The sequence below is a fragment of the Microbacterium sp. zg.Y1084 genome, assembly GCF_024623595.1.
Classification (GTDB): domain Bacteria; phylum Actinomycetota; class Actinomycetes; order Actinomycetales; family Microbacteriaceae; genus Microbacterium; species Microbacterium wangruii.
The window spans coordinates 18,676-42,673 of the sequence record NZ_JANJGV010000004.1; the positions used below are offsets into that span (position 1 = coordinate 18,676).

Below are 23,998 nucleotides of genomic sequence, written 5' to 3' on the forward strand. Positions count from 1 at the left end.
CCGGGCGAGCGTCATGATCGGCGCCGGAACGCTCGTCTCGCGGGTGACGGGGCTGCTGCGACAGATCGTGCTCGTCACGGCGATCGGCACTGCGATGGCAGGCGATGCCTTCGTGGTGGCGAACCAACTCCCCAACGCGATCTTCCTCATCGTCTCGATGGGCATCCTCACCGGCGTCATCGTGCCGCAGATCGTCGCCGCGGGCCGCAGCGACGACGGCGGCGAGGCGTTCATCTCGAAGCTGATCACCTTGGGTGCGGTGGTGCTGCTGGCGATCACCGTGATCGCGGTCGCGTGCGCGCCGCTGCTGGTCTCGCTCTACGGCGGTGGCTTCGCACCCGAGCAGCACGCCCTCGCCACGGTCTTCGCCTACTGGTGCCTGCCGCAGATCTTCTTCTACGGCCTCTATGCGCTGCTGGGTGAGACCCTCAACGCGCGGCGCGTCTTCGGCCCGTACACGTGGTCCCCGGTGATCAACAACATCGTGTCGATCATCGGCTTCGGCGCCTTCATCCTGCTCTACGGCACGACGAACTCCATCGAGGGCTGGGATGCCGCGATGATCGCGCTCATCGCCGGCACCGCGACGCTCGGCATCGTGCTGCAGGCGGTCGTCCTGCTGCTGTTCTGGCGCCGCACCGGCCTGCACCTGCGGCCCCACTTCCACTGGCGCGGCATGGGCCTCGGGGTCATCGGGCGCCTCGCCAGCTGGACGTTCCTCATGGTGCTCGTCGGGCAGCTGAGCGCCCTCGTGCAGTCCGCAGTGCTGTCGGTCGCCTCGCGCGAAGCTGCCGCCGCGAACATGGTCACCGGCAACGCGAACCTCATCTTCATGCTGCCGTACTCGATCATCGTGCTCTCGATCGGCATCCCCTACTTCACGCAACTGAGCGAGCACGCCGCCGACGGCCGCATCGACGACATGCGGCGCGACATCGACACCAGCATCCGCTCGATCGGCGTGCTCATCGTCGGCGCCGCCGCCGCGATCGCGGCCGCCGCTGTGCCCGTCTCCCGGATCTTCACCAACGACGCCCCCACCGCCGTCGAAGGCGCCCTGGTGCTCGGCGGCTACCTCGTGGGACTCATCCCCATCGCGGTGCTGTTCACCATCCAGCGGTCGTTCTACGCCCTCGGCGACACCCGCACGCCCTTCGTCTTCTCGCTCGTGCAGGCCGTCATCGTCGCCGTCACGGCGCTGCTGGCATCCACCCTGCCCGCCGGGCTCACGGCGGCGGGCATCGCGCTCGGACAGTCGATCGCCCTCACCGTCGCCCTCGTCATGGCGGCGGCGCTGCTGCGACGCAAGATCGGCCGACTCGCAGCGGGGAGCTGGCTGCCCGCGCTCGGCAGGTTCGTGCTCGCGGCCGTCCCCGCAGGCGCGGCCGGCTGGCTGGTCTACTTCGCCGTCGGCGCGCAGGACAGCTGGATGGTCGCCGACAAGCTCCAGGGCGCCCTCGGGACCATGCTCATCGGCGCCGTCGTCGCCGCGGTCTACGTGGGCATGCTCGCCCTGCTGCGGGCGCCCGAGCTGCAGGTGGCCCTCGGCCTCGTGCGCCGCGTGCTGCCCGGCAAGCGCTGACTCCGCGCCGCGCGGCGCCGCCGAGGGCGGCTGGAATGCCCCGCGGTTAGCATGTGTTGAAGACAGGAGCGGACGGCCCCTCGTCCGCCGTCGAAGGAGCAGCACACGTGCGTCAGGTCATCATCATCGGTTCGGGTCCCGCCGGCTACACCGCCGCCATCTACGCGGCCCGCGCCAACCTCGAGCCGCTGGTCATCGCGAGCTCCGTCGAAGTCGGCGGCGAGCTCATGAACACCACCGAGGTCGAGAACTTCCCCGGCTTCCCCGAGGCCATCATGGGCCCGGACCTCATGGCGAAGATGCAGGAGCAGGCCGAGCGCTTCGGCGCAGAGGTGCTGTACCAGGACGTCGTGTCGCTGGATCTGGACGGCGACGTCAAGACGGTCACGTTGGGCAACGGCGAGACGCATCAGGCGTACTCCGTGATCTACGCGACCGGGTCCGCCTACCGCAAGCTCGGCGTGCCCGGCGAGGAGCGTCTCTCCGGCCGCGGGGTGTCGTGGTGCGCCACCTGCGACGGCTTCTTCTTCCGTGAGCGCACGATCGCCGTCGTCGGCGGCGGCGACTCCGCCATGGAGGAGGCGACCTTCCTCACGAAGTTCGCCTCGAAGGTGTACATCATCCACCGCAAGGACACTCTGCGCGCGTCGAAGATCATGCAGGAGCGCGCCTTCGCGAACGAGAAGATCGAGTTCATCTGGAACAGCGAGGTCGCCGACATCCTCGGCGACGAGGCCGTCAACGGCGTCGTGCTGCGCTCCACCACCGACGGCACCACCCGCGAGCTGCCGCTGGACGGTCTGTTCGTCGCCATCGGCAACGACCCGCGCACCCACCTCGTGCACGACAAGCTCGAGCTGACCGCTGAGGGGACCATCTGGGTCGACGGACGCACCTCGCGCACCTCGGTGCCCGGCGTGTTCGCCGCCGGCGACGTCATCGACCCGACCTACCGCCAGGCCGTCACGGCTGCCGCCAGTGGCACGGTGGCCGCCCTCGACGTGGAGCACTACCTCGCCGCCCGCGGTGAGGCGGCCCTGCCGGAGAGCGACGTCGCGCAGATCGATGGACTGCCGGATGCCGCCACGGTCGGCGCCTGAGGAACAATCCCCTCCGCTCCGGCGTTGCCTCCACTGACAGACTTCCGAAGGAGATCATCATGACAGCCCAGGCCACCACCTCGTCCAACTGGCAGCAGGACGTCCTCGACGCCGACGGCCCCGTGCTCGTCGACTTCTGGGCGGAATGGTGCGGCCCGTGCCGCATGGTCTCGCCGATCCTCGACGAGATCCAGTCCGAGCACCCGGGCAAGATCACGATCCTCAAGCTCAACGTCGACGAGAACCCGGATCTTGCGATGAAGTACCAGATCACCTCGATCCCGGCGATGAAGGTCTTCCGCAAGGGCGAGGTCGAGAAGACGATCATCGGCGCCAAGCCGAAGTTCGCCCTCGAGCAGGACCTCGCCGCCTACATCGGCTGAGACACCACACGAAACCCCCGGTCGGATCTTTTTCTGACCGGGGGTTTCGTCGTCTCTGGGCTCTCTGCTGCGCAGCGCGGCGGTCAGGATGCCTGTACGCGCACCGTGGCATCCCACCGTCGGTACGGCTCCGAGCCGAGCAGACGCCACACCGCCGTGGTGAGCGACGGGTAGTCGATCGCGATCTGGCGCAGCACGCGGTAGTTGCGCGCCTCGGTGGGGCGGGTGCCGCCGTCTGCCGCGATGTTCTCAGCGCGGAGAATCAGCACGACCAGCTCATCGACGCTCGGCAGGTCCTCCATGAAGTCCCAGGGATCCTCGCCGGCGCGCAGCCGCTCATGGATGAGCACCGAGAGCTCGTCCGCCGCCTCGGCGCGCAGCACTTCGACGCTGGCGCGGCGAGGTACAGAGCGGTCGGAGTCGGTCATGTATCCAGCCTACGCTCGGCTGGAGACACCGGGCTCACGTCGTGCCGAACTCCGTCTCCCCGATCTCGGCGAGGATGCGATTGAGGTCCTGAATGGTCGCGAAATCGATCACGACCTGGCCTTTTCTTGCGGAGATGTTGATCTTGACACGGGTGTTGAGGCGATCGGCCAGGCGCTCCGCCACCTCGTCGAGGTGAGCGCGGCGCGCCCCGGCCTTGGGCGCCGGGCGACGCGATCTCCCGGCATCCAGGCTCTTGGCGGCAGCTTCCGCCGCGCGCACCGAGAGGTCCTCGTTGACGATCTTGTCGGCGAGGCGCTGCATGGCGTCGGCATCGTCGAGCGACAGGACGGCGCGGGCGTGACCGGCGCTGAGCACCCCGGCCGCGACGCGCTGCTGCACGGGCACCGGCAGCTTCAGCAGACGGATGGTGTTGCTGATCTGCGGACGAGAGCGCCCGATGCGGGTGGCCAGCTCCTCCTGCGTGATGCCGAAGTCCTCCAGCAGCTGCTGGTAGGCGGAGGCCTCTTCGAGCGGGTTCAGCTGCGCACGGTGGAGGTTCTCCAGCAGCGCATCGCGCAGCAGGTGCTCGTCGTCGGTGTCCCGTACGATCGCCGGGATCGACGTGAGGCCGGCTTCGCGGGATGCGCGGGTGCGCCGCTCCCCCATGATCAGCTCGTACTTGCCCTCGGCGTTGGTGCGCACGACGACGGGCTGCAGCACGCCGAACTGGCGCACGCTGTGGACGAGCTCAGCGAGGTCGTCGGTGTCGAAGTGCGTGCGGGGCTGGCGCGGGTTGGGGACGATGTCGCTCGGGTTGATCTCGATCAGGCGGGTGCCCGGGATCGCCACGAGTTCGACCGCGTCGTCCGCCGCGGTCGGTGCGGGTGCAGACGGAGCCTCCTCCCTTGATGCCTCGGTGGTCGCGGCGGAGGTGTCCGCGCCCTTCGGTGTGACACCGGCATCCTTCGCCTCATAGGCGGCGGACCGTGAGGCCGTCGACGGCATGGCTCCACTCGGGAAGAAGACGTCGACCGGACGGGCTTCCGATGACTCCGCGGTCGGGATGAGCGCCCCGATGCCTCGACCGAGACCAGTTCTCTTCGCCATCAGGCTGTTCCTTCGTTCTCGTGTGTTTCGCCGCGTCGGATGATCTCCACGGCTGCTTCCCGGTAGGCCACCGCGCCGGCGGAGTGCCCATCGTAGGCGATGACCGTCTGCCCGAAGCTCGGCGCCTCGGACACCCGCACGGAGCGTGGGATGACGGTGTCGAGCACCTGCTCGGCGAAGTGTGCGCGGACCTCTTCGGCCACCTGCTGCGCGAGCCGGGTGCGTCCGTCGTACATCGTGAGCAGGATGGTCGAGACGGTCAGCCGCGGGTTCAGGTGCTTCTGGATCATGCGCACGCTGCCGAGCAGCTGGCTCAGTCCCTCCAGCGCGTAGTACTCGCACTGGATGGGGATCATCACCTCATCCGCGGCGGTGAAGGCGTTGATGGTCAGCAGCCCCAGAGACGGCGGGCAGTCGATGATGACGAAATCGAGCGGCTGGTCGACGTCTGAGAGATAGGTCTCGAGGGCGGTCTTCAGCCGGTGCTCGCGGGCGACCTGCGAGACGAGTTCGATCTCCGCGCCGGCGAGATGAATGGTGCTCGGCGCACAGAAGAGGTTCGGGGACTCAGGGCTCTGCTGCACGATGTCCGCGATGGGGAAATCGTCGATCAGCACGTCATAGACGCTCGGCACGTCCGCCGTGTGCGGGACGCCGAGGGCCGTGGACGCGTTGCCCTGCGGATCGAGGTCTATCACCAGCACGCGAGCGCCGACGGATGCCAGTGCAGCGGCCACATTCACCGCGGTCGTGGTCTTGCCGACCCCGCCCTTCTGGTTCGAGACGGTGATGATGCGGGTCTTCCCGGGAAGTCGCACATCGACGCTCTCCAGCGCGCGGCGCCGCGCGCTGAGGTCGGCGAGTTCCCGCGCGAGCGGTGCGTCATCGAGGGAGAAGGCTGCCGAGTCGGCGGCATCCTCGGGTTGTTTCACGTGAAACATCCTTCCGTTTTCGCTCGACGAGACACTCTCTCCACCCTACGCGACACCACCCCCACTCCCCGCCGACGTCGCCGGATGCACGCTGATATCGGACGCCACCCGCGCACGCGCGCGGGTGATGCGCGGCGATGGCTCCGTTCCCCCGCGCGTTGGTCGCGTCGCCTCGCTCACCCCCGGCGGTGCGGCCCGGCGCCGACGTGACGGAACCACTGCGTCCGCGCCACCTCTGGGCATCTCAGAGGGCGCACCGGAGCTGAGTGAGGTCTCGCCGCGGTCGTGCACCGCATCGAGGGACGATGCGATTGCTGGGCCACCTGTCGCCGCGAGCACGAAGGCCGGGCCGCGCCGATCGAGACAGCCGCCCCTGGGTTCACCGCGTCGCATTGTGCACAACAGACACGGGCGCGCCCGCCTGATCACGCCGGCCCTGCGACCCACAGGGCCGAAACGTCGGCGATCGATGCGCCGACCTCGACGCATGTCACCTCCGCGATGCCGCGGCCATCTCCGCTGCCGCGACCGAGCCACAGAGCACCCGCCACTCACCTCACGCGAACTCTCCGACCACCCCTGTCCCCTTGCCCCCGTGGGGACCGCCCGCGCATCTGACCCCGTCGGATCACGGAAGCCAGGAGGGAAAGGCAGCGAGTGGGCGTCTTGGTTTCACGTGAAACACCCGCGCGCCATCCCGGGTGGCAGCGCGGCCGGAGCGGGCAGTGCGCGACCCGTCCCGGATCGTTTCACGTGAAACGCTGGGCCTCGTGCAGTAGGGCTGGACGCATGACCGGGGCACAGACGGCGCTTCGGTCCGGGGACGGAGCTATCGCGAGGCTGGCTTCTCCCGCCTGACGCCGGAGTGCTGGAGCAGAGCGACAGAGCTGCCGATACCGCAACCGATACAGACGGCTGGGTGGCCAGGGAGCCCCGTCCCTATCGCGCGGTCGCGGACGCTCCATGCCGTATGCCTGTCGCGATTCCCATGAAGCCGGCTGCCGCCCCCGCCCTCCGCCGTAGATGAGTCGCGACGGGTGACCTCGTCGCGACTCTCCTCCTCACGCGTCAGAGCGCACGCGGAGGAGCGCCGGCCTTGTCCGTGACGGTCGCGAAAGCCTCCGTACCCACCTATCCGCGTATGGCCGGCACGCGCTGAGCCGCGTGACGGATGAGTTCGCCATCAGCAATGTGCCTCGTCGCCCGCACATCACGTGAGCGAGATGGCGGTTGAGGCGGTGCCGTGCATCCGATGTTTCGCGTGAAACGGGGTGGACGATCAGCGCGTTTCCACATCAACTCGGCATTCGGGCAGCGCACACGCACGGCTTCGGCGCCCACACAGACGTTCGCCGGGCACCGGCACGCGGATCCGGAAGCACCACTCCCCCGCCGCGTCGCTCAGACGGCGGAGGGGTCGGGGTTGCACACACGAGCCGTGCCGCTCTGCAGCATGAGCGGATGTTTCACGTGAAACGGCTGCGCCGCCCGACCGCGCTGAGTCAGCGACAGGCTGACGAACGGGGGCACGGGGCGCTGTCGACGCGCGCCCGATCCATCCTCGGAGCCATGATTCGCGCGTCACCGGTCTGCAGGACCGAGTTCCGTCCGCTCCCGGCGTGCACGACATCGCGACCACGCCGCTCCTCTCGCGCGCCGCAGCACGCGCACAGCACACCGCACGCTCCGTTTCACGTGAAACGCCCTGCCAGGAGCGTGCACTGGTCCCGAGATGAAAGGCCGGTATGACTCACGCACTGACGCCCCAATGGAATCCACCACCGGCGAGCGGCCCGAGCACCCCCGACAACCTCAGTGCGCCCGCGCGCCCCTCAAGCTCGAACCGTCGCGTCGGGTGCCCACGCAGCGACCGGTGTGCAACCGGACTCACGCATGGGACGCACGCTCGATTCTCGGCAGGCCAATCCCCGCCGGTTCGCGTGATCTGCCATGCACGGCGCGGTGATGTTTCACGTGAAACGTCGCGTACGGGGGAGGAGCGTGGGTCCCCAGGGGAGGGAACACAACGCGGAGGCGAGGCGGAAGAGTCGAGCACGAAGAACCTCCGTGACCACGGCCTGCCCCCCCCGGGGGGGCTGGCGAGCCTTCACAGGGGCGTCGCTCACTGACCGTCACGTGCCCCCGCGGCCTGAAGTGAAAAGCGTGCTCGTTTCACGTGAAACATCACGTGAGTGCCGTCGCCTTTCAGCAGGGCCGCGCCGCCTTCGCGGGTGGGGTGAGGTCGCTCCCCCGCCCACGGGCCTCTCGGATGATTCGGCACCACTGCGCAGAGTCGACGAGCATCGGTGCACGCCACCCGTCCGCGCCCCACCCCAACACCGACTCGCGGCGCGTGTCCACGCACACGTCGTCACCGACGTCGTCCGTCGAACGCGCCGCTGCCAGGACGTCAGCGCCCGGCGCACGCGATCCGTCGGGCACGTACTTCGCAGGCGCGGGTCACCCGGCTGAACTCCCATCCCTCACCCCCGCGCGGGCTGACGTACACGACCGCGACACCGAAGGGGGTCGTTCTGCGGCGAATCTGCGCTCGAGTGGGCTGAAAACCGACCTGCCGCGCATCGCCGGATCGCCCGGAGAATCGCTCTCACACAACTGAAATCGGGCTACATCTGCCGCTCGAACGGGCTCGCGTACCGATGAGGCGAGCGGAGCTCGGCCGGAATCCCCCGTCGAGGAAACCCGGATGGGCTCAGTGAGTCATCGACTCGGCGCGCGAATCACATCATGCGATGCACAACCGGGTTCCCCGGCGCCCAACGCGAACCGACGTCAGCGCACCGTTGCGCGAATGACCCGTGTGGGTTCGTCGACGAGACCCTCGCCCACCGGCTCGACGCGGACATCGCTCAGCTTGTACTTGCGGATGACCTTGTCCGCCGCCGCGATCTCATTCGCGGCGTTCGCACCCTTGAGCAGAATGAGTTCGCCGCCGTCTCGCACCAGCGGAGCCGTCAGCGGAACGAGGGTCCGCAGGGCGCTCACCGCGCGTGCCGTAACGGCATCCAGCACCGGGCCGCGCTTCCAATCCCCTGCTCGACCGCGCACGACCTCGACGTTGTCCAAGCCGAGGGCATCCACCTGCTCGTTGAGCCACACCACCCGGCGCTCCATCGGCTCGATCAGCACCCATTCCACGTCGGGTCGAGCGATCGCGAGCACGATTCCGGGCAGGCCCGCGCCCGAACCCACGTCGCCGACGCGCCCGCTGAACAGCGGCGCAGCCACGGCGCTGTTCAGAATGTGCCGGCTCCACAGACGCGGCAGCTCGAGCGGGCCGATGAGACCCCGCTCCTCGCCGTGCTGCGCCAGCGCGTCAGCAAAAGAACGCGCAAGGTCAACGCGGTCACCGAAGATATCGGCGGTGACCTGGGGTTCCTCTTCGAGGTTGTTCACGCGCGGCGAATGACGGTGTGTCGTTCCGCACCCTCGCCGTACGACTCCGAGACGAGGCCGCGCGCCGACACCACATCGTGCACGAGCTTGCGCTCGTAGCTCGACATCGCCGGCAGAGACGCCTGCGACGCTCCCTCATCCAGCCGGGCGATCGCGACATCGACGAGCTTCTCCAGCTCACGCTGACGCTGCTCGCGGGAGCCCCCGACGTCGAGGATCAGCCGCGAGAACCGACCGGTGCGGTTCTGCACGGCCAGACGCGTCAGCTCCTGCAGCGCCTGCACGGTGTCGGGATGACTCAGACGCGAGAGCGACGAGGAGTCTTCGGCTTCCACCGACACGTACGCCCGTCCCGCGCGCACATCCAAGGCGAGATCGCCGTCGATGTCAGCGATGTCCAGCAGCTCCTCGAGGTAGTCGGCGGCGATGTCGCCTTCCTGTTCGAGCTGCTCGACAGTGGCATCCGCGGATTCAGGCGTGAGGGTCATGTCGATGTTCCTTCGTAGCTCAGGACTTCTTCGGCGGCGCGGGCGGCGTCGTTCCGGGGCGGCCATCGGTGCCCTTTCCGTCCATGCCGGCGGCACCACCCTTCGGCGGCTGCTTCTTCGGTGCTGCCGGCGGCGTCTTGCCCGCGGGCTTCTCGCCGGCACCACCGGAGCCTTCTTTGCCGGCCGGCTTACCGGCATTGCCGGCGGCCTTCGGCGGCTGCTTCTTCTTCGCGCGCTGCTTGCCCATCGGCTGCTGACGCTTCGGTGCGGCGGCGCGAGCACGCTCCGCCTCCTCCGCCAGGCGGCGCTGCTCCTCCTGGTACTTCTCCAGCGGAATCACGCGGCCCTTGGCATCCAGTGCCTTGCCCTTGCGCGCCAGACGCTCCTCGCGCTGCTTCGCAGCGTCGGAACCCGGGGTCGGGAGGTTGCGGATCACGACGAACTGCTGCGCCATCGTCCAGAGGTTCGAGGTGAACCAGTACATGACCACGCCGAGCGGGAAGAAGACACCCGAGAAGATGAATGCCAGCGGCAGGACGTACAGCATGATCTTCTGCATCTGGTACGCCTGGCCGGTTTTGGCCTCGGGCGACAGGTTCTTCGAGATGATCTGCAGCTGAGTGATGAACTGCGACGCGATCATGAGCACGACGAGGATGACGAGGATGATGACCGTGGCCGTCTGACCCTCGTTGATCGCATCGATCATGTTCGTGTGCAGCGGCGCGACATCGAACAGCTGGGCGTCGTAGAACTGCTTCGTCAGCTCGGTGTTGAGCAGTCCCACACCACCGACGCCCCACTCGGCGTGCTTCTTGACGTCGCTGAGCGTGTAGAACATGCCCAGCAGAATCGGCATCTGCACCAGCAGCGGCAGGCAACTCGACACCGGTGTCGTGCCGTGCTTCTTGTACAGGGCCATCGTCTCGCGGCTCATGGCCTCGCGAGAGAGCTGGTCCTTCTTGCCGCGGTACTTCTCCTGGACTTTACGCAGTTCAGGAGCGATTTCCATCATCTTGCGCTGGCTCTTGATCTGCCGCACGAAGAGCGGGATCAGCGCCGAGCGCACGACGATCACGAGACCGATGATCGAGAGCACCCACGTGGCACCCGCGGCCGCGGGCATGCCCACCGCGGTGAACAGCCAGTGCCAGAACACCAGGATGAGCTCGACGAGCCACTTGAAGGGCCACATCAGCGTGCTGAAGAGGTCGAATCCCTCACCCGGCGGCGGTGTCGTCGGGGTGGGCACCACCGGGATGGGGGTGGCAGCGAAGAGATCCAGCACGGATCAGTCCTTTCCGGAGGGCACGACGAAGCCGTGCCGGGTCAGCTCGTGACGGAAGCGTGGGTTCGGCGGGACGTCGTCGATTCCGCCGGCGGCCCAGGGATGGCACCGCCCCAGACGTGCGGCGGTGAGCACAGTGCCCTTCGCCAGGCCGTGCTGCTGCACGGCACCCACCGCGTACGCCGAGCACGAGGGGTAGTACTTGCAGACATCGCCGTACAGGTGCGAGATCGTCGCCCGATAGCTGTGCAACAGGGCGAGCCCGAGGTTGCGGGGGACGAGTGGAAGGCCGCGCCACACCTGGGTGGGTTCGAGCGTCGCCTCACCCACCGAGGCCATGGGGAGCGTGGACGTGCTCATGCTGCGGCCCGCTTGGCGAGGCAGCGCCGGACGTCTCCGCGCAGCTGGTCGTACGGAGCGGTGGCCGCGCTGGGCAGGGCGCGGATGACGATGTCGGCACCGGATGCCACGTCGTCGACCACCTCTGCGCACACGGCCTTCAGCCGTCGGCGCACGGTGTTGCGCACGACGGCGCCGCCGACCTGCTTGCTGACGATGAAACCGAATCGCGGCGCACGGTCACCGACGGGACCCATGACGTAGGTGACGGTGTGGGATCCCCCACACCGTCTCCCGCCACGGACGACCGCTCGGTACTCGACGCCGCGTGTGAGGCGGTTCAGCCTCGAAAGCACAGCTTGCGTCAGGCGGAGAGCTCGGTGCGCCCCTTGGCGCGACGAGCGGCGAGGATGCCACGACCGGCGCGGGTGCGCATGCGGGCGCGGAAGCCGTGCTTCTTGGCGCGGCGACGGTTGTTGGGCTGGAAAGTGCGCTTGCTCATGAGGATCACTCCGGATCGGCGGTCACCGGAACGCTGGGACCGGGGACGCGGGTACAGGGGACTGCCCGAACGGGCATACGTCAACCGATTAAGGGTACGTCGCCACGCCCGAGAACTCAAACCGGCCAGGAGGGGCACACTTTATCCACCGACCGGGCGCTCGCCTGGCAATGACACGCACCCGCGCCGTACAGTGGATTTGGTTGAGGCGCGCACCGTGATTAGCGTTGCAGCCGCACGTTATCCACAGGCCCGCCCTCCGAGTGCGGCGGATGCCACCGCGCATCGATCCCCGGAGTCGCAATGTCACAGCCCGAGCTACCAGACGTCCCGGTCTGGAGAGCCGTGCTCGACGAACTCACCCACGACGAGCGCGTCACCCCGCAGCTGCAGGGGTTCCTCAGCCTCGCCGTGGCCCAGGGCGTCATGGGTGGAACGCTGTATCTCGACGTGCCCAATGAGCTCACCGCGGCACAGTTCAACAAGCGGCTTCGTGCTCCGATCCTCGAAGCGCTGACGCGCGCCGATGCCGAACCTGCTGCCAGCGCCTTCCGCGTCGTGGTCAACCCTGAACTCGCCGATGCGCACCTGAACGCACCGGTGTCGCAGATCTCGGTCGCCGCGCCGCCTGCCCCGCTCGTCGCGCGCAACCCCGTTCTGGAGGAGCCGGAGCCGATCGCCCCGCCCTCGCGCAACGACACCCGGCTGAACCCGAAGTACACCTTCGACAACTTCGTCATCGGTCAGTCCAACCGCTTCGCACACGCCGCCGCGGTGGCCGTGGCCGAGGCGCCGGCGAAGGCCTACAACCCGCTGTTCATCTATGGCGACTCGGGACTGGGCAAGACCCACCTGCTGCATGCCATCGGCGAGTATGGACTCAGCCTCTACCCCGGCATCCGAGTGCGGTACGTGTCGAGCGAAGAGTTCACGAACGACTTCATCAACTCGATCGCCAACAACCGCGGCGCCGCGTTCCAGGCGCGCTATCGCGAGGTCGACATCCTGCTCATCGACGACATCCAGTTCTTGCAGGGTCGCGCCGAGACGCAGGAAGCCTTCTTCCACACGTTCAACACGCTGCACGACCATGACAAGCAGGTCGTGATCACGAGCGACGTTCCGCCTCGTCACCTCACCGGGTTCGAGGACCGCATGCGCAGCCGGTTCGAGTGGGGCCTGATCACCGACGTGCAGGCGCCCGACCTCGAGACCCGCATCGCGATCCTGCGCAAGAAGGCCCAGTCCGAGCGACTGCTGGTTCCGGACGAGGTCCTCGAGTACATCGCGACGAAGGTCTCCTCGAACATCCGCGAGCTCGAAGGCGCACTGATCCGCGTCTCCGCGTTCGCAAGCCTCAACCGCTCGCCGCTCGATATCGCGCTGGCACAGACCGTGCTGCGCGACATCGTCGACCACGATGACGCCAACGTGGTCTCGCCCACCGACATCATCACGGCCACCGCGCAGTACTTCCGCCTGTCCGTCGACGACCTCTATGGCTCGAGCAGGTCGCAGGCCGTCGCCACCGCGCGACAGATCGCCATGTATCTGTGCCGAGAGCGCACCAGCCTGTCGCTGCCGAAGATCGGCCAGCTGTTCGGCAACCGCGACCACACCACGGTCATGTACGCCTACAAGAAGATCAGCGAGCTCATGAAGGAGCGTCGCTCGATCTACAACCAGGTGTCCGAGATCACGACGCAACTGGGGCGCAACGGGCGCTGACGCCCGGCTGAAGCCCACGCCCGGAGGCCGCTCGACGGTCCCGTCTTCTCCGCGCGCCTTCCGTACGCGTCGGCGCCGTTGGCCACCCTCGCCGGCACCCCTGCCGCTCGTCGTCGGGCCGTCGGGTCCCCACCGGCGCACATCCACGTCCCTGCACGACGCGCGTCGACGTCCCTCCTCGGCCCCACCGGCGCCCGTCGATACCGCCACCGGCGGACCATGCCCTCGGCGGCATGGTCCGAACCGCGAATATTCGCGATCGCGCCGCTTGACATGCCCCCGACAAGGCCCCAACATGCCGTTCTGCACAGTGTGGAAAACCTGTGGATAAATGTGAGACGCGCCGGGCAGATTGTGAGTCGATCGTGCCGACCTGTGGACGACGAGAGTTTTCTGTCATTCGCCGCAGACCCGCGTAATCACGCTCATCCGCAGCTTTTTCACAAGTCACACGCGTGTAGTTCCCCTGTCTCGACTGCGATCGGCGAAGTTATCCACAGTTTCCACAGCTGTTAACAAGATGACAGAACCATCTCAATGAAATCTCCGGTCCATCACCGTGACCGGCGAGGGCCGCCACTTCCGGGCTTGCGCAGCGAGGGCACTAGCATGGGAGGCCCTACCCGCCGTCAAGGGAGCACCAGTGAAGTTCCACGTCAATCGCGATGTGTTCAGCGAGGCCGTGTCGTTCGTCGTGAAGCTTCTGCCGCAGCGCAATCCGCAGCCGATCCTGGCCGGCGTGCTGATCGAAGCCACGGAAACGGGCCTGTCCCTGTCGGCGTTCGACTACGAGGCCTCGGCCCGCACGACCATCGAGGCGACCGTCGACGAGCCCGGCACGATCCTGGTGCACGGTCGTCTGCTGGCGGATATCGCGAGCAAGCTCCCCAACGCCCCGATCCAGATGAGTCTCGAGGAAGACGGCGGCATCCTGCTGACGTGCGGCTCGGCCCGCTTCACGCTGTCGTCGATGCCGGTGCAGGAGTACCCCGCGATCCCCGAGGTCTCGGGCGAGTCCGGCCTGGTGCCCTCCGATGACTTCGCCACCGCCATCGCCCAGGTGGCCTTCGCGGCATCCCGCGACGACGTCACCCCGGTGCTCACCGGTGTGCAGCTCGAGGTCTCCGGCACGCAGCTGAGCCTGGTCGCCACCGACCGCTACCGGGTCGCGCTTCGCGAGCTGCCGTGGGACGGCGGCTCCGCCGCGAGCGACGAAGCCACCACCGCGCTCGTCCCTGCCCGCACGCTCACCGAGGTCGGCAAGACCTTCGCCCACTCCGGCGACATCTCGATCGCCTTCTCGGGATCCGGCGATCGCGAGATCATCGCCTTCACCGCCGGCAACAAGACGGTCACCTCGCTGCTGATCAAGGGCAATTTCCCGCCCGTGCGTCGCCTGTTCCCCGAGCAGACCGAGCACCACGCCGTCGTCAACACCGCCGAGCTGGTCGAGGCCGTCCGCCGTGTCTCGCTCGTGCTCGACCGCTCGGCGCCGCTGCGGTTCACCTTCACCGCCGAAGGCGTGTCCATGGACGCATCCGGCACCGAGCAGGCTCGCGCCACCGAGTCGGTGGATGCCACGCTCGTCGGCGACGACGTGACACTGGGTCTGAACCCGCAGTACCTGATCGAGGCGCTCGGCGCCGTGCGCAGCGAGTTCACACGCATCACCTTCACCTCCAGCGACAACGCCAACAAGCTCAGCCCGGTGCTGATCACGGCGCAGACGTCGGTCGACAAGGGCGGCGAGAACTCGTTCAAGTACCTGCTGCAGCCCAACCTCCTGCTGCGCTGAGTCGGCCGGCAGCCGCACAGCGGCCGAGTCGACTGTCAGAGCCGCGAACTAAGGTGATTCGGTGATCGTCGAGCAGCTCAGCCTCGTGGACTTCCGCAACTATGCGGCCGCCGACGTCGCGCTGTCGGCGGGCGCGAACGTCTTCGTCGGACGCAACGGGCAGGGCAAGACGAATCTGGTCGAGGCCATCGCGTTCTTCGCCACCCTGGGATCGCATCGCGTCTCCAACGACGCGCCGATGGTGCGGCACGGCGCGGATGCCGCGATCGTGCGGGCCCGCCTCGCGCATGGCGAGCGACGGGTGCAGCTCGAAGCGCAGGTGAACCGGCAGGGATCGAACAAGGCGAGGGTGAACGGCTCGCCGGTCAAGCCCGCCGAACTCCCGCGCTACGCGCAGGTGGTGCTGTTCGCCCCCGAAGACCTGCAGATCGTCCGGGGCGATCCTTCGGCACGGCGGCGATTCGCCGATCAGCTGTTGACGCAGCGCACGCCGCGCATGGCCGGCGTTCTGGCCGACTACGACCGCGTGCTCAAGCAGCGCAATGCCCTGCTGAAGTCCGCGCGCGCCCGGGGTGTGCGCGGCGACGCCCTCACGACCCTCGATGTGTGGGACGACAAGCTCGTCACGCTTGGCACTCAGGTGATCCGCGCGAGGCTCGCCCTGGCAACCGAGCTTACGGGCCCCCTCACCACCTCGTACGAGGCCATCGCAGGGGCGGACCACCGTCCCGAGCTGGTGTGGGCGCTGTCCGTCGACGGCGCCGACCCCGAGGAGGATGCCGCGTCGGCGGCCACCGCGGCCGATGCCACCGCGGTGGAGGCCCTCTTCCGCACCGCGCTGGCGACCCGACGCTCGGCCGAGCTCGAACGCGGACTCACGCTGACCGGACCCCACCGCGACGACCTGCTGATGCGGGTGCGCGGCCTGCCGGTGAAGGGCTACGCGTCGCATGGCGAGTCCTGGTCGGTCGCCCTCGCCCTGCGACTGGCTTCGGCCGACCTCCTGCGTGCCGAATCACGCCTGGGCGATCCGGTGCTCATCCTCGACGATGTGTTCGCGGAACTCGACGCCGACCGGCGCACGCGACTGGCCGCACTGGTGGCCGGCTACGAGCAGGTCGTCGTCACCGCCGCGGTCGAGGCCGATGTGCCCGACGCGCTGCGCGCCCGCACAGTGCGGGTGGAGGCCGGCCGCATTCTGGAGCCCATCGATGATTGAGCCGGACCGCGTTCCCGAGACGATCGCCACCTACATGCGGCTGCGTGGCCTCGAGCCGGTGCACCGCGTCTCCCGCAAGCGTCGTCGCCGACCCGTCGACGACGAGAACGCGCCGTTCGCGCCGGGACGCGATCCCCACGGACTGGGCGATGTCATGGCAGACCTCACCCGTGCCTCCGGATGGAACTCGCAGCTCGCGCGCGAAGACCTCGTGCTGCAGTGGGAACAGGTCGCCGGCGCGGAGACCGCCCAGCACGCCTCGCCCGTCGCTCTCGGCGACGGGGTGCTGACCGTGCAGTGCGACTCGACGGCCTGGGCGCGCCAGCTCACCCTGATGCGAGCGACGATCGTGTCGGAGATCGTCCGACGCTTCCCGGAAGCGGGTGTCACGAGCATCCGGTTCATCGGGCCGGACGTCCCCTCTTGGAAATGGGGTCGCAGAGCGATTCCAGGGCGCGGTCCTCGCGATACCTACGGGTGACCCACGATCTGCACTGTTCCGATCGATTTCAGCGCGCCACAGGGGCATTCAGAGGCAGATCGGCGGCCGAAACCCGATAGACTGGACCCTCACGCACGATCGATGTGGAGCGCTCGAAACATATGACGTCTCAGAATCCCGACAGCGTTTCCGAAGAACACCACTCGCGGACCGCGCCGGCCGCGAACAGCGAGTACGGTGCCGACGAGATCCAGGTGCTCGAGGGACTCGAAGCGGTCCGCAAGCGTCCCGGAATGTACATCGGCTCGACCGGTGAGCGTGGTCTGCACCACCTGGTCTACGAGATCGTCGACAACTCCGTCGATGAGGCGCTGGCCGGGTACTGCGACACCATCCACGTCACGATCCTCGCCGACGGCGGTCTGCGCGTGGTCGACAACGGCCGCGGCATCCCCGTGGACATGCATCGCTCCGAGGGCAAGTCCACCGTCGAGGTCGTGCTGACCGTGCTGCACGCCGGCGGCAAGTTCGGCGGCGGCGGATACGCCGTGTCGGGTGGTCTGCACGGGGTGGGTTCGTCCGTGGTCAACGCGCTGTCGAGCCGCCTCGAGGTCGAGGTCAAGCGTCAGGGCTACGCCTGGCGTCAGACCTACCGCGACGGCGGCGTGCCCCAGGCCCCGCTGGCCCGCGCCGAGGAGACGAACGAGACCGGGACGACCATCGAGTTCTGGCCCGACGACACCATCTTCGAGACCGTGCAGTTCGATTACGACACGCTGCGCACCCGCTTCCAGCAGACCGCGTTCCTGAACAAGGGACTGCGCATCACACTGCGCGACGAGCGTCCGGATTCCGTGTACACCGTGGATCTGCCCGACGGTTCATCCGAGGAGCAGCAGCCCCACGACGACTTCCACTACGAGCGCGGCCTGGTCGACTATGTCGAGTACCTCAACAAGGTGCGCAAGGCCGAGGTCGTCAACGACGAGATCATCGAGATCGAGTCGGAGGACACCGTGCGCCACATCGCGCTGGAACTCGCCATGCAGTGGACCACGAGTTACACCGAGAACGTCTACACCTTCGCCAACACCATCAACACGCACGAGGGCGGCACCCACGAAGAGGGCTTCCGTGCCGCGCTGACCACGCTGGTCAACCGGTACGCCCGCGAGAAGGGCATGCTCAAGGAGAAGGACGACAACCTCACCGGTGAGGACATCCGCGAGGGTCTCACCGCGGTCATCTCGGTGAAGCTGTCTGAGCCGCAGTTCGAGGGGCAGACCAAGACGAAGCTCGGCAACACCGAGGCGAAGGCGTTCGTGCAGAAGGTCGTGGGCGACAAGCTCACCGACTGGCTCGATCGCAACCCTGGACAGGCCAAGCGCGTCATCGGCAAGGCGATCGATGCGGCCACGGCGCGTCTGGCTGCCCGCAAGGCCCGCGAGACGGCGCGACGCAAGAGCGTCTTCGAGTCGGCATCCATGCCCGACAAGCTCAAGGACTGCACCAGCAAGGATCCCTCGATCAGCGAGATCTTCCTCGTCGAGGGGGACTCGGCCGGCGGCTCGGCCGTGAGCGGCCGCGACCCTGAGCGTCAGGCGATCCTGTCGCTGCGCGGCAAGATCCTCAACGTCGAGAAGGCGCGGCTCGACCGGGCGCTGGGCAACGCCGAGATCCAGGCGATGATCTCCGCCTTCGGCACCGGCATCGGCGAGGACTTCTCGGTGGAGAAGGCCAGGTATCACAAGATCGTGCTGATGGCGGATGCCGATGTCGACGGTCAGCACATCACGACGCTGCTGCTGACGCTGCTCTTCCGTTACATGCGCGGGCTCATCGAGGCGGGCTTCGTCTACCTCGCCCAGCCGCCGCTGTATCGACTCAAGTGGACGAACTCCGACCACGAGTACGTCTACAGCGACCGTGAGCGAGATGCGCTGCTGACGGAGGGCGTCGCCGCCGGCAAGCGCATCCCCAAGGACAACGGCGTGCAGCGCTACAAGGGTCTGGGCGAGATGAACGCCAAGGAGCTGTGGGAGACCACCATGGACCCGGAGACCCGCACGCTGCGCCAGGTGACCATCGATGACGCCGCCGCAGCGGACGAGATCTTCTCGGTGCTGATGGGCGAGGACGTCGAGGCGCGCCGCGGGTTCATCCAGCGCAACGCCAAGGACGTGCGCTTCCTGGACATCTGACGTGGTCTCGACGCGGCCGTGCTCTGCACGCCGCGATCGACCAGCGGACCGAGATCACCGGACTGAGAGAACAGAATGACTGACGACAAGCGCCCGGCCCCGATCGACGGGTACGAGCACGGCAACATCGACCAGGTCGACCTCCAGGTCGAGATGCAGCGGAGCTACCTCGACTACGCCATGAGCGTCATCGTGGGGCGCGCGCTGCCCGACGTGCGCGATGGGCTCAAGCCGGTGCACCGCCGCGTGATCTACGGCATGTACGACGGCGGCTACCGCCCCGACAAGGCCTACTCCAAGTGCGCGCGCGTCGTCGGCGAGGTGATGGGTCAGTACCACCCGCACGGTGACAGCGCCATCTACGACGCGCTCGTGCGCCTCGTGCAGCCGTGGTCGCTGCGCTATCCGCTGGCCGACGGGCAGGGCAACTTCGGGTCGCCCGGCAACATGGGCGCCGCCGCTCCGCGATACACCGAGACCAAGATGGCCCAGCTCGCGCTGGAGATGGTCCGCGACATCAACGAAGAGACCGTCGACTTCGAGGACAACTACGACGGCCGCACCCAGGAGCCCTCGGTGCTGCCGGCGCGGTTCCCGAACCTGCTCGTCAACGGCTCGGTCGGCATCGCAGTCGGCATGGCCACCAACATCCCCCCGCACAACCTGCGCGAGGTCGCCGACGGTGCGCTGTGGGCCCTGGAGAACCCGGATGCCACACGTGAGGAGCTGCTCGAAGCGCTCATGCAGCGCATCCCCGGCCCCGACTTCCCCACCGGCGCGCAGATCCTCGGCACCCGCGGCATCCGCGAAGCCCAGCGCACCGGCCGCGGCTCGATCACGATGCGCGCCGTCGTCAGCGTCGAGGAGCTGCAGGGACGCACCTGCCTCGTCGTCACCGAGCTGCCGTATCAGGTCAACCCCGACAACGTCGCGGCGAAGATCCGCGACCTCGCCCGTGACGGCAAGCTGAGCGGCATCGCCGACATCCGGGATGAGACCTCCGACCGCACCGGGCAGCGCCTCGTGATCGTGCTCAAGCGCGACGCGGTCGCGAAGGTCGTGCTGAACAACCTCTACAAGCACACGCAGCTGCAGGAGAACTTCGGCGCCAACATGCTGGCGATCGTCGACGGCGTGCCCCGCACGCTGCCGCTGGACGGCTTCGTGTCGTACTGGATCGAGCACCAGGTCGAGGTCATCGTCCGTCGCACGCGCTACCGCCTGCGCGAGGCCGAAGACCGCATGCACATCCTGCGCGGCTACCTGAAGGCGCTCGACGCCCTCGATGACGTGATCGCGCTGATCCGCCGCTCGCCGACGGTCGACGAGGCCCGCGAGGGTCTGAAGGTGCTGCTGGAGATCGACGACCAGCAGGCGGATGCCATCCTGTCGATGCAGCTGCGTCGACTGGCCGCCCTGGAACGGCAGAAGATCGTCGACGAGGCCACCGAGCTCGAGACGAAGATCGCCGACTACAACAGCATCCTCGCCAGCCCGCTGCGCCAGCGCGAGATCATCCGGGACGAGCTCACCGGGATCGTCGAGAAGTTCGGCGACGAGCGGCGCACGCACATCCTGCACGGATTCGACGGCGACATGTCGATCGAGGACCTCATCCCCGAGGAGGAGATGGTCGTCACCGTCACCCGCGCCGGCTACATCAAGCGCACGCGCAGCGACAACTATCGCTCGCAGCACCGCGGCGGCAAGGGCGTGAAGGGTGCGCAGCTGCGCGCCGATGACGTCGTGGAGCACTTCTTCGTCACCACGACCCACCACTGGCTGCTGTTCTTCACCAACAAGGGCCGGGTGTACCGGTCGAAGGGCTATGAGGTGCCCGAGGCCGGGCGCGATGCCAAGGGCCAGCATGTGGCGAACCTGCTCGCGCTGCAGCCGGATGAGGAGATCGCCCAGATCCTCGACATCCGCGACTACGCCGCGGCGAACTATCTCGTGCTCGCCACCCGCGGTGGTCTCGTCAAGAAGACCCGCCTGACCGAGTACGACACCAACCGCCAGGGCGGCATCATCGCGATTCGCCTGCGCGAGGACGATGAGGTGGTCAGCGCGCTGCTGGTGGACGAGACGGATGACATCCTGCTCATCTCCCGCCACGGCATGTCGTTGCGCTTCACCGCCACCGACGAGTCGCTGCGCCCGATGGGGCGCTCCACCGAGGGCGTGAAGGGCATGTCGTTCCGCGGTGACGACAGCCTGCTGTCGGCATCGGTGGCCCATGACGACGGATACGTCTTCGTCGTCACCGAGGGCGGCTACGCCAAGCGCACCGCGATCGGTGAATACCGCGTGCAGGGACGTGGCGGAATCGGCATCAAGGTGGCCAAGCTCAACGAGGACCGCGGTGACCTCGCCGGCGGCCTGATCGTGGGTGAGGAGGACGAGGTCCTCGTGGTTCTTGCCAGCGGCAAGGTGGTACGCTCTGCCGTGGCCGAGGTGCCCGCCAAGGGTCGTGACACCATGGGTGTCGTCTTCGCCCGGCCGGACGAGGACGACCGCATCCTCGCCATCGCACGCAACGGTGAGCGCGGACTGGCTGAAGCCGCTGAGGCCGCCGCCGAACCCGACGCTCCGGCGGCCGAACCCGCGAGCGGGTCCACGTCCCCCGAGATCCCGGAAGAGAGTACTGACGCATGAGCACGGTAGCCGACAAGCTGGCGAAGAAGTCCTCCAGCAGACCCAGCTCCAAGCAGGTGCGGCTGCGCCTGGTCTACGTGGACTTCTGGTCCGCGGTGAAGCTGTCGTTCCTGGCGGCTGTGGCCCTGGCGATCGTCACGGTCGTGTCGATCTTCCTGGTGTACATGGTGCTCGAGGCGACCACCCTGCTGGCCAAGGTCGATGAGCTGTTCGTCGCCTTCACCGACGGCACCGTGTCGCTGACGTCGTTCATCGGGCTCCCGCAGGTGATGGCCTTCGCCGCGATCATCGCGATCCTGAACCTCATCGTCGTGACCGTCATGGGAGCCGTGGTGGCCGGCATCTACAACCTCATGGTCAAGATCACCGGCGGCCTGCTCGTCGGATTCACCTCCAACTGACGCGCCCGGGCGCGACTCGGTTTCGTGAAACCGGGTCGCGTCGGGTAAAGTCTTGGAGGTTGCCGATGAGAAATCGCGGCAGACGGGGCTATAGCTCAGGCGGTTAGAGCGCTTCACTGATAATGAAGAGGTCCCAGGTTCAAGTCCTGGTAGCCCCACAACACAGCCCCGGGGCCTTAGCTCAGTTGGTAGAGCGCCTGCTTTGCAAGCAGGATGTCAGGAGTTCGAATCTCCTAGGCTCCACAGTCGGACAGAACCCCGGAATCCCCGTGATTCCGGGGTTCTCTGCATCAGTGCGTGCGGGGCGGGCGACACCGGCCGTTCTCAGCGCCAGGAGCGTTCCGCCAAAGACGACCCGTCGCAGCTTCCCGCACAGCCCACCCCCGCCGTGTGAGCGGCGACTCACACGGCCGATCGAGAGATGCTCGATCCCCCGCGGCGGCTGCCCTGCTCTCGCGCCGGTAGAGTCACGGGATGGAGTTGCGCGTCGCGGCCTACGCCGTCATCACCGACGATGAGGAGCGGCTGCTGCTGGCGCACTGGAACGACAAGGGCCGTTCGGGGTGGACCATGCCCGGTGGCGGGATGGAGCCGGGGGAGGACCCCGTGCAGACCGTGCGTCGGGAGGTGCGGGAGGAGACCGGCTACCGGGTCGAGGTCGGCGACCTGCTCGGCATCCACTCCCGTGTGATCCCGGTGGGCAGACGGCTGACCGAGGCCACGGAGCCGCTGCACACGCTGCGCATCGTCTACCGCGCGCGGGTGACCGGCGGCCGGTTGCGCGATGAGGTCGACGGCTCCACCGACCGGGCCGAGTGGTTCGATCTCGCCGGCGTGGGGCTGCTGCAGCGGGTCAAGCTCGTCGACATCGCCCTGAAGATGGCGGGTCTCAGTTGAGGGATGCCGGCTCTTCGGCGGAGATGTCGGCCACAGTGGCCCCGTAGGCGGCGATGAGGGCGTCGGCGTCGACGAACAGGCTGTACCCGGGCGCACCGGCGCCCATCGCGATGCGCGTGCCGACGATGCGCTCGTCGGCATACACGGGCCAGTCCACGGTGCTGCCGATCGGCACGATGGTGCCGCGTTCATAACCGGTGGCTGCCAGCGCGTCGTCCGCGTCGGGCAGGCGCAGCTTGTTCACGCCCACGACCGCGCGCAGCTTCGGCCAGGAGATCACCCGGTCCCCGGGGACGAGTGCGAACAGGTAGCTGCCGTCGCTGCGCTTGACCACGAGCGTCTTCACGATGTCGCGTGGTTGCAGCCCCAGCAGGGCCGCGGCCTCGGCGAGGCTCCGCGCTGCCGGACGCTCCCGGAAAGACACCTCGAGCCCGCGCGCCTGTGCGGCGTCGCGGGCTCGAGAAAGTGCGTCGGGTTCGACGGTCACGCGTCGGGGGCGCTCAGCGGGTCGTCCGCCACCCACAGCTCGTCGTCGGCGCGCAGCGTCTGCCACGCGGCGTAGATGACGCCGGCAGCGGCGGCGGCACCCAGGATGAGGGCGATGACGCTGCCGGCACCCATGCGCTTCTTCGGCTCGGGCGCGACGACGGAGATCTTCTTGGCGATCTTCTTCGCGGCGTCCTTTCCGTACTTGTCGGCTTTCTTGGAGTACTTCGCCACATCGGGGGCGGCGAACCCACGGCCGGCGGCCACACGGGCACGCGTGTCGTTCGCGGCATCCCACACCGACATCGCGGAGCCGACGACGGCGCCCGCGGCCGGGACGACCTTGTCGTTCAGCACCGTGCGGGAGACCTTGGCGGCCTTCGTGACGTACGGTGCGGCGTAGTGGCTGTAGGTGTCGTTGATGACGGGCATGACCCGCTCACGGTTGTAGTGGCCGAGCTGACGCCCGGCTTCCTTTGCGACGTTGGCCGCTTCACCGACGAGCACCTGCTGCGTTTCCCACAGCGTGTTGGCCTGCTTCTGGAGCTTGCGGAGTTCCTTCTTGCGCTTGCGGCTGAGGCTCACGAGGTGGCCCTCCCTTATCGCT

Annotated in this window: 22 protein-coding genes and 2 tRNA genes; 13 read left to right on the plus strand and 11 right to left on the minus strand. The window is 67.8% G+C overall.

The annotated features are described in order from the left end of the window. Nucleotides 1–13 precede the first annotated feature (13 nt). The 3 genes from murJ to trxA all read left to right on the plus strand — a co-directional run bounded on the left by murJ (nt 14) and on the right by trxA (nt 3,065). Complete coding sequence (gene murJ / locus NQ165_RS08210) at nt 14–1,582, plus strand: murein biosynthesis integral membrane protein MurJ (protein WP_374940937.1); 1,569 nt, start codon at nt 14–16, stop codon at nt 1,580–1,582. Nucleotides 1,583–1,689: 107 nt separating this feature from the next. Next, nucleotides 1,690–2,682, plus strand: a complete 993-nt coding sequence (gene trxB / locus NQ165_RS08215) for a thioredoxin-disulfide reductase (protein ID WP_257532446.1) — start codon at nt 1,690–1,692, stop codon at nt 2,680–2,682. Between the two features lie 59 nt (nt 2,683–2,741). Then, nucleotides 2,742–3,065, plus strand: a complete 324-nt coding sequence (trxA, locus tag NQ165_RS08220) for a thioredoxin (RefSeq protein WP_257532448.1) — start codon at nt 2,742–2,744, stop codon at nt 3,063–3,065. A gap of 83 nt (nt 3,066–3,148) precedes the next feature. On the opposite strand, the gene NQ165_RS08225 is transcribed toward trxA, so the two are convergent. The 9 genes from NQ165_RS08225 to rpmH all read right to left on the minus strand — a co-directional run bounded on the left by NQ165_RS08225 (nt 3,149) and on the right by rpmH (nt 11,567). Beyond that, nucleotides 3,149–3,493 carry a tryptophan synthase subunit alpha gene (locus NQ165_RS08225; RefSeq protein WP_257532450.1) on the minus strand — a complete coding sequence of 115 codons (345 nt, stop codon included), beginning with the start codon at nt 3,491–3,493 and terminating at the stop codon, nt 3,149–3,151. Nucleotides 3,494–3,527: 34 nt separating this feature from the next. Beyond that, complete coding sequence (locus NQ165_RS08230; RefSeq protein WP_257532451.1) at nt 3,528–4,601, minus strand: ParB/RepB/Spo0J family partition protein; 1,074 nt, start codon at nt 4,599–4,601, stop codon at nt 3,528–3,530. Beyond that, the gene (locus NQ165_RS08235; RefSeq protein ID WP_257532453.1) at nt 4,601–5,542 is read right to left on the minus strand and encodes a ParA family protein; all 942 of its coding nucleotides are present in this window, start codon (nt 5,540–5,542) and stop codon (nt 4,601–4,603) included. Before NQ165_RS08235 ends, NQ165_RS08230 begins: the two co-directional genes overlap by 1 nt. A 2,784-nt stretch (nt 5,543–8,326) precedes the next feature. Beyond that, a complete protein-coding gene (gene rsmG, locus NQ165_RS08240) occupies nt 8,327–8,950 on the minus strand; it encodes a 16S rRNA (guanine(527)-N(7))-methyltransferase RsmG (protein ID WP_257532455.1) in 624 nt (207 codons plus the stop codon). Then, nucleotides 8,947–9,438, minus strand: coding sequence for a R3H domain-containing nucleic acid-binding protein (locus NQ165_RS08245; protein WP_257532458.1), 492 nt, complete (start codon nt 9,436–9,438; stop codon nt 8,947–8,949). The genes rsmG and NQ165_RS08245 overlap by 4 nt, the downstream gene beginning before the upstream one ends. 19 nt (nt 9,439–9,457) lie before the next feature. After that, complete coding sequence (gene yidC, locus NQ165_RS08250; protein ID WP_306816620.1) at nt 9,458–10,723, minus strand: membrane protein insertase YidC; 1,266 nt, start codon at nt 10,721–10,723, stop codon at nt 9,458–9,460. A 6-nt stretch (nt 10,724–10,729) separates the two neighbouring features. Beyond that, nucleotides 10,730–11,065, minus strand: coding sequence for a membrane protein insertion efficiency factor YidD (yidD, locus tag NQ165_RS08255; RefSeq protein WP_374679389.1), 336 nt, complete (start codon nt 11,063–11,065; stop codon nt 10,730–10,732). A gap of 17 nt (nt 11,066–11,082) precedes the next feature. After that, complete coding sequence (gene rnpA, locus NQ165_RS08260) at nt 11,083–11,421, minus strand: ribonuclease P protein component (RefSeq protein ID WP_257532462.1); 339 nt, start codon at nt 11,419–11,421, stop codon at nt 11,083–11,085. 8 nt (nt 11,422–11,429) lie between these two features. Beyond that, complete coding sequence (gene rpmH / locus NQ165_RS08265) at nt 11,430–11,567, minus strand: 50S ribosomal protein L34 (protein ID WP_013584598.1); 138 nt, start codon at nt 11,565–11,567, stop codon at nt 11,430–11,432. Between the two features lie 303 nt (nt 11,568–11,870). Here rpmH and dnaA point away from each other — a divergent pair, with 303 nt between their 5' ends. From dnaA to NQ165_RS08315, 10 genes are all read left to right on the plus strand, one after another. Beyond that, the gene (gene dnaA / locus NQ165_RS08270) at nt 11,871–13,295 is read left to right on the plus strand and encodes a chromosomal replication initiator protein DnaA (RefSeq protein ID WP_257532463.1); all 1,425 of its coding nucleotides are present in this window, start codon (nt 11,871–11,873) and stop codon (nt 13,293–13,295) included. Nucleotides 13,296–13,938: 643 nt separating this feature from the next. Beyond that, a complete protein-coding gene (gene dnaN, locus NQ165_RS08275) occupies nt 13,939–15,090 on the plus strand; it encodes a DNA polymerase III subunit beta (protein ID WP_257532465.1) in 1,152 nt (383 codons plus the stop codon). A gap of 61 nt (nt 15,091–15,151) precedes the next feature. Next, the gene (gene recF, locus NQ165_RS08280; protein ID WP_257532467.1) at nt 15,152–16,309 is read left to right on the plus strand and encodes a DNA replication/repair protein RecF; all 1,158 of its coding nucleotides are present in this window, start codon (nt 15,152–15,154) and stop codon (nt 16,307–16,309) included. Next, nucleotides 16,302–16,790, plus strand: coding sequence for a DUF721 domain-containing protein (locus NQ165_RS08285; RefSeq protein WP_257532470.1), 489 nt, complete (start codon nt 16,302–16,304; stop codon nt 16,788–16,790). Before recF ends, NQ165_RS08285 begins: the two co-directional genes overlap by 8 nt. A 122-nt stretch (nt 16,791–16,912) precedes the next feature. Further along, a complete protein-coding gene (gene gyrB / locus NQ165_RS08290; protein WP_257532471.1) occupies nt 16,913–18,952 on the plus strand; it encodes a DNA topoisomerase (ATP-hydrolyzing) subunit B in 2,040 nt (679 codons plus the stop codon). 75 nt (nt 18,953–19,027) lie between these two features. Then, nucleotides 19,028–21,607: a DNA gyrase subunit A gene (gene gyrA, locus NQ165_RS08295; RefSeq protein WP_257532473.1), complete on the plus strand. Its 2,580-nt coding sequence runs from the start codon at nt 19,028–19,030 to the stop codon at nt 21,605–21,607. Then, entirely contained in the window at nt 21,604–22,008 is a 405-nt protein-coding gene (locus NQ165_RS08300; RefSeq protein ID WP_257532475.1) for a DUF3566 domain-containing protein, read from the plus strand. The genes gyrA and NQ165_RS08300 overlap by 4 nt, the downstream gene beginning before the upstream one ends. Before the next feature lie 84 nt (nt 22,009–22,092). After that, nucleotides 22,093–22,166: transfer RNA gene (locus NQ165_RS08305), tRNA-Ile, on the plus strand. A 12-nt stretch (nt 22,167–22,178) separates the two neighbouring features. Then, nucleotides 22,179–22,251 (plus strand) — tRNA-Ala (locus NQ165_RS08310). 231 nt (nt 22,252–22,482) lie between these two features. Beyond that, a complete protein-coding gene (locus tag NQ165_RS08315; RefSeq protein WP_257532478.1) occupies nt 22,483–22,905 on the plus strand; it encodes an NUDIX hydrolase in 423 nt (140 codons plus the stop codon). Here NQ165_RS08315 and NQ165_RS08320 read toward each other — a convergent pair. Together NQ165_RS08320 and NQ165_RS08325 are read right to left on the minus strand one after the other, a co-directional pair. After that, nucleotides 22,898–23,392 (minus strand): aminoacyl-tRNA deacylase, encoded by a 495-nt coding sequence (locus tag NQ165_RS08320; protein ID WP_257532480.1) that lies wholly within the window; start codon nt 23,390–23,392, stop codon nt 22,898–22,900. The two genes, NQ165_RS08315 and NQ165_RS08320, sit on opposite strands and share 8 nt — an antisense overlap. Next, nucleotides 23,389–23,976, minus strand: coding sequence for a DNA helicase (locus tag NQ165_RS08325; protein ID WP_257532482.1), 588 nt, complete (start codon nt 23,974–23,976; stop codon nt 23,389–23,391). Before NQ165_RS08325 ends, NQ165_RS08320 begins: the two co-directional genes overlap by 4 nt. Between the last annotated feature and the right edge of the window lie 22 nt (nt 23,977–23,998).

Bases quoted from the DNA above. Each gene is read 5' to 3' on its own strand.
- murJ (WP_374940937.1), top strand. From the start codon at position 14: ATGATCGGCGCCGGAACGCTCGTCTCGCGGGTGACGGGGCTGCTGCGA.
- trxA (WP_257532448.1), top strand. From the start codon at position 2,742: ATGACAGCCCAGGCCACCACCTCGTCCAACTGGCAGCAGGACGTCCTC.
- NQ165_RS08225 (WP_257532450.1), bottom strand. From the start codon at position 3,493: ATGACCGACTCCGACCGCTCTGTACCTCGCCGCGCCAGCGTCGAAGTG.
- NQ165_RS08230 (WP_257532451.1), bottom strand. From the start codon at position 4,601: ATGGCGAAGAGAACTGGTCTCGGTCGAGGCATCGGGGCGCTCATCCCG.
- NQ165_RS08235 (WP_257532453.1), bottom strand. From the start codon at position 5,542: ATGTTTCACGTGAAACAACCCGAGGATGCCGCCGACTCGGCAGCCTTC.
- NQ165_RS08245 (WP_257532458.1), bottom strand. From the start codon at position 9,438: ATGACCCTCACGCCTGAATCCGCGGATGCCACTGTCGAGCAGCTCGAA.
- yidD (WP_374679389.1), bottom strand. From the start codon at position 11,065: ATGGCCTCGGTGGGTGAGGCGACGCTCGAACCCACCCAGGTGTGGCGC.
- rpmH (WP_013584598.1), bottom strand. From the start codon at position 11,567: ATGAGCAAGCGCACTTTCCAGCCCAACAACCGTCGCCGCGCCAAGAAG.
- dnaA (WP_257532463.1), top strand. From the start codon at position 11,871: ATGTCACAGCCCGAGCTACCAGACGTCCCGGTCTGGAGAGCCGTGCTC.
- NQ165_RS08285 (WP_257532470.1), top strand. From the start codon at position 16,302: ATGATTGAGCCGGACCGCGTTCCCGAGACGATCGCCACCTACATGCGG.
- gyrB (WP_257532471.1), top strand. From the start codon at position 16,913: ATGACGTCTCAGAATCCCGACAGCGTTTCCGAAGAACACCACTCGCGG.
- gyrA (WP_257532473.1), top strand. From the start codon at position 19,028: ATGACTGACGACAAGCGCCCGGCCCCGATCGACGGGTACGAGCACGGC.
- NQ165_RS08300 (WP_257532475.1), top strand. From the start codon at position 21,604: ATGAGCACGGTAGCCGACAAGCTGGCGAAGAAGTCCTCCAGCAGACCC.
- NQ165_RS08315 (WP_257532478.1), top strand. From the start codon at position 22,483: ATGGAGTTGCGCGTCGCGGCCTACGCCGTCATCACCGACGATGAGGAG.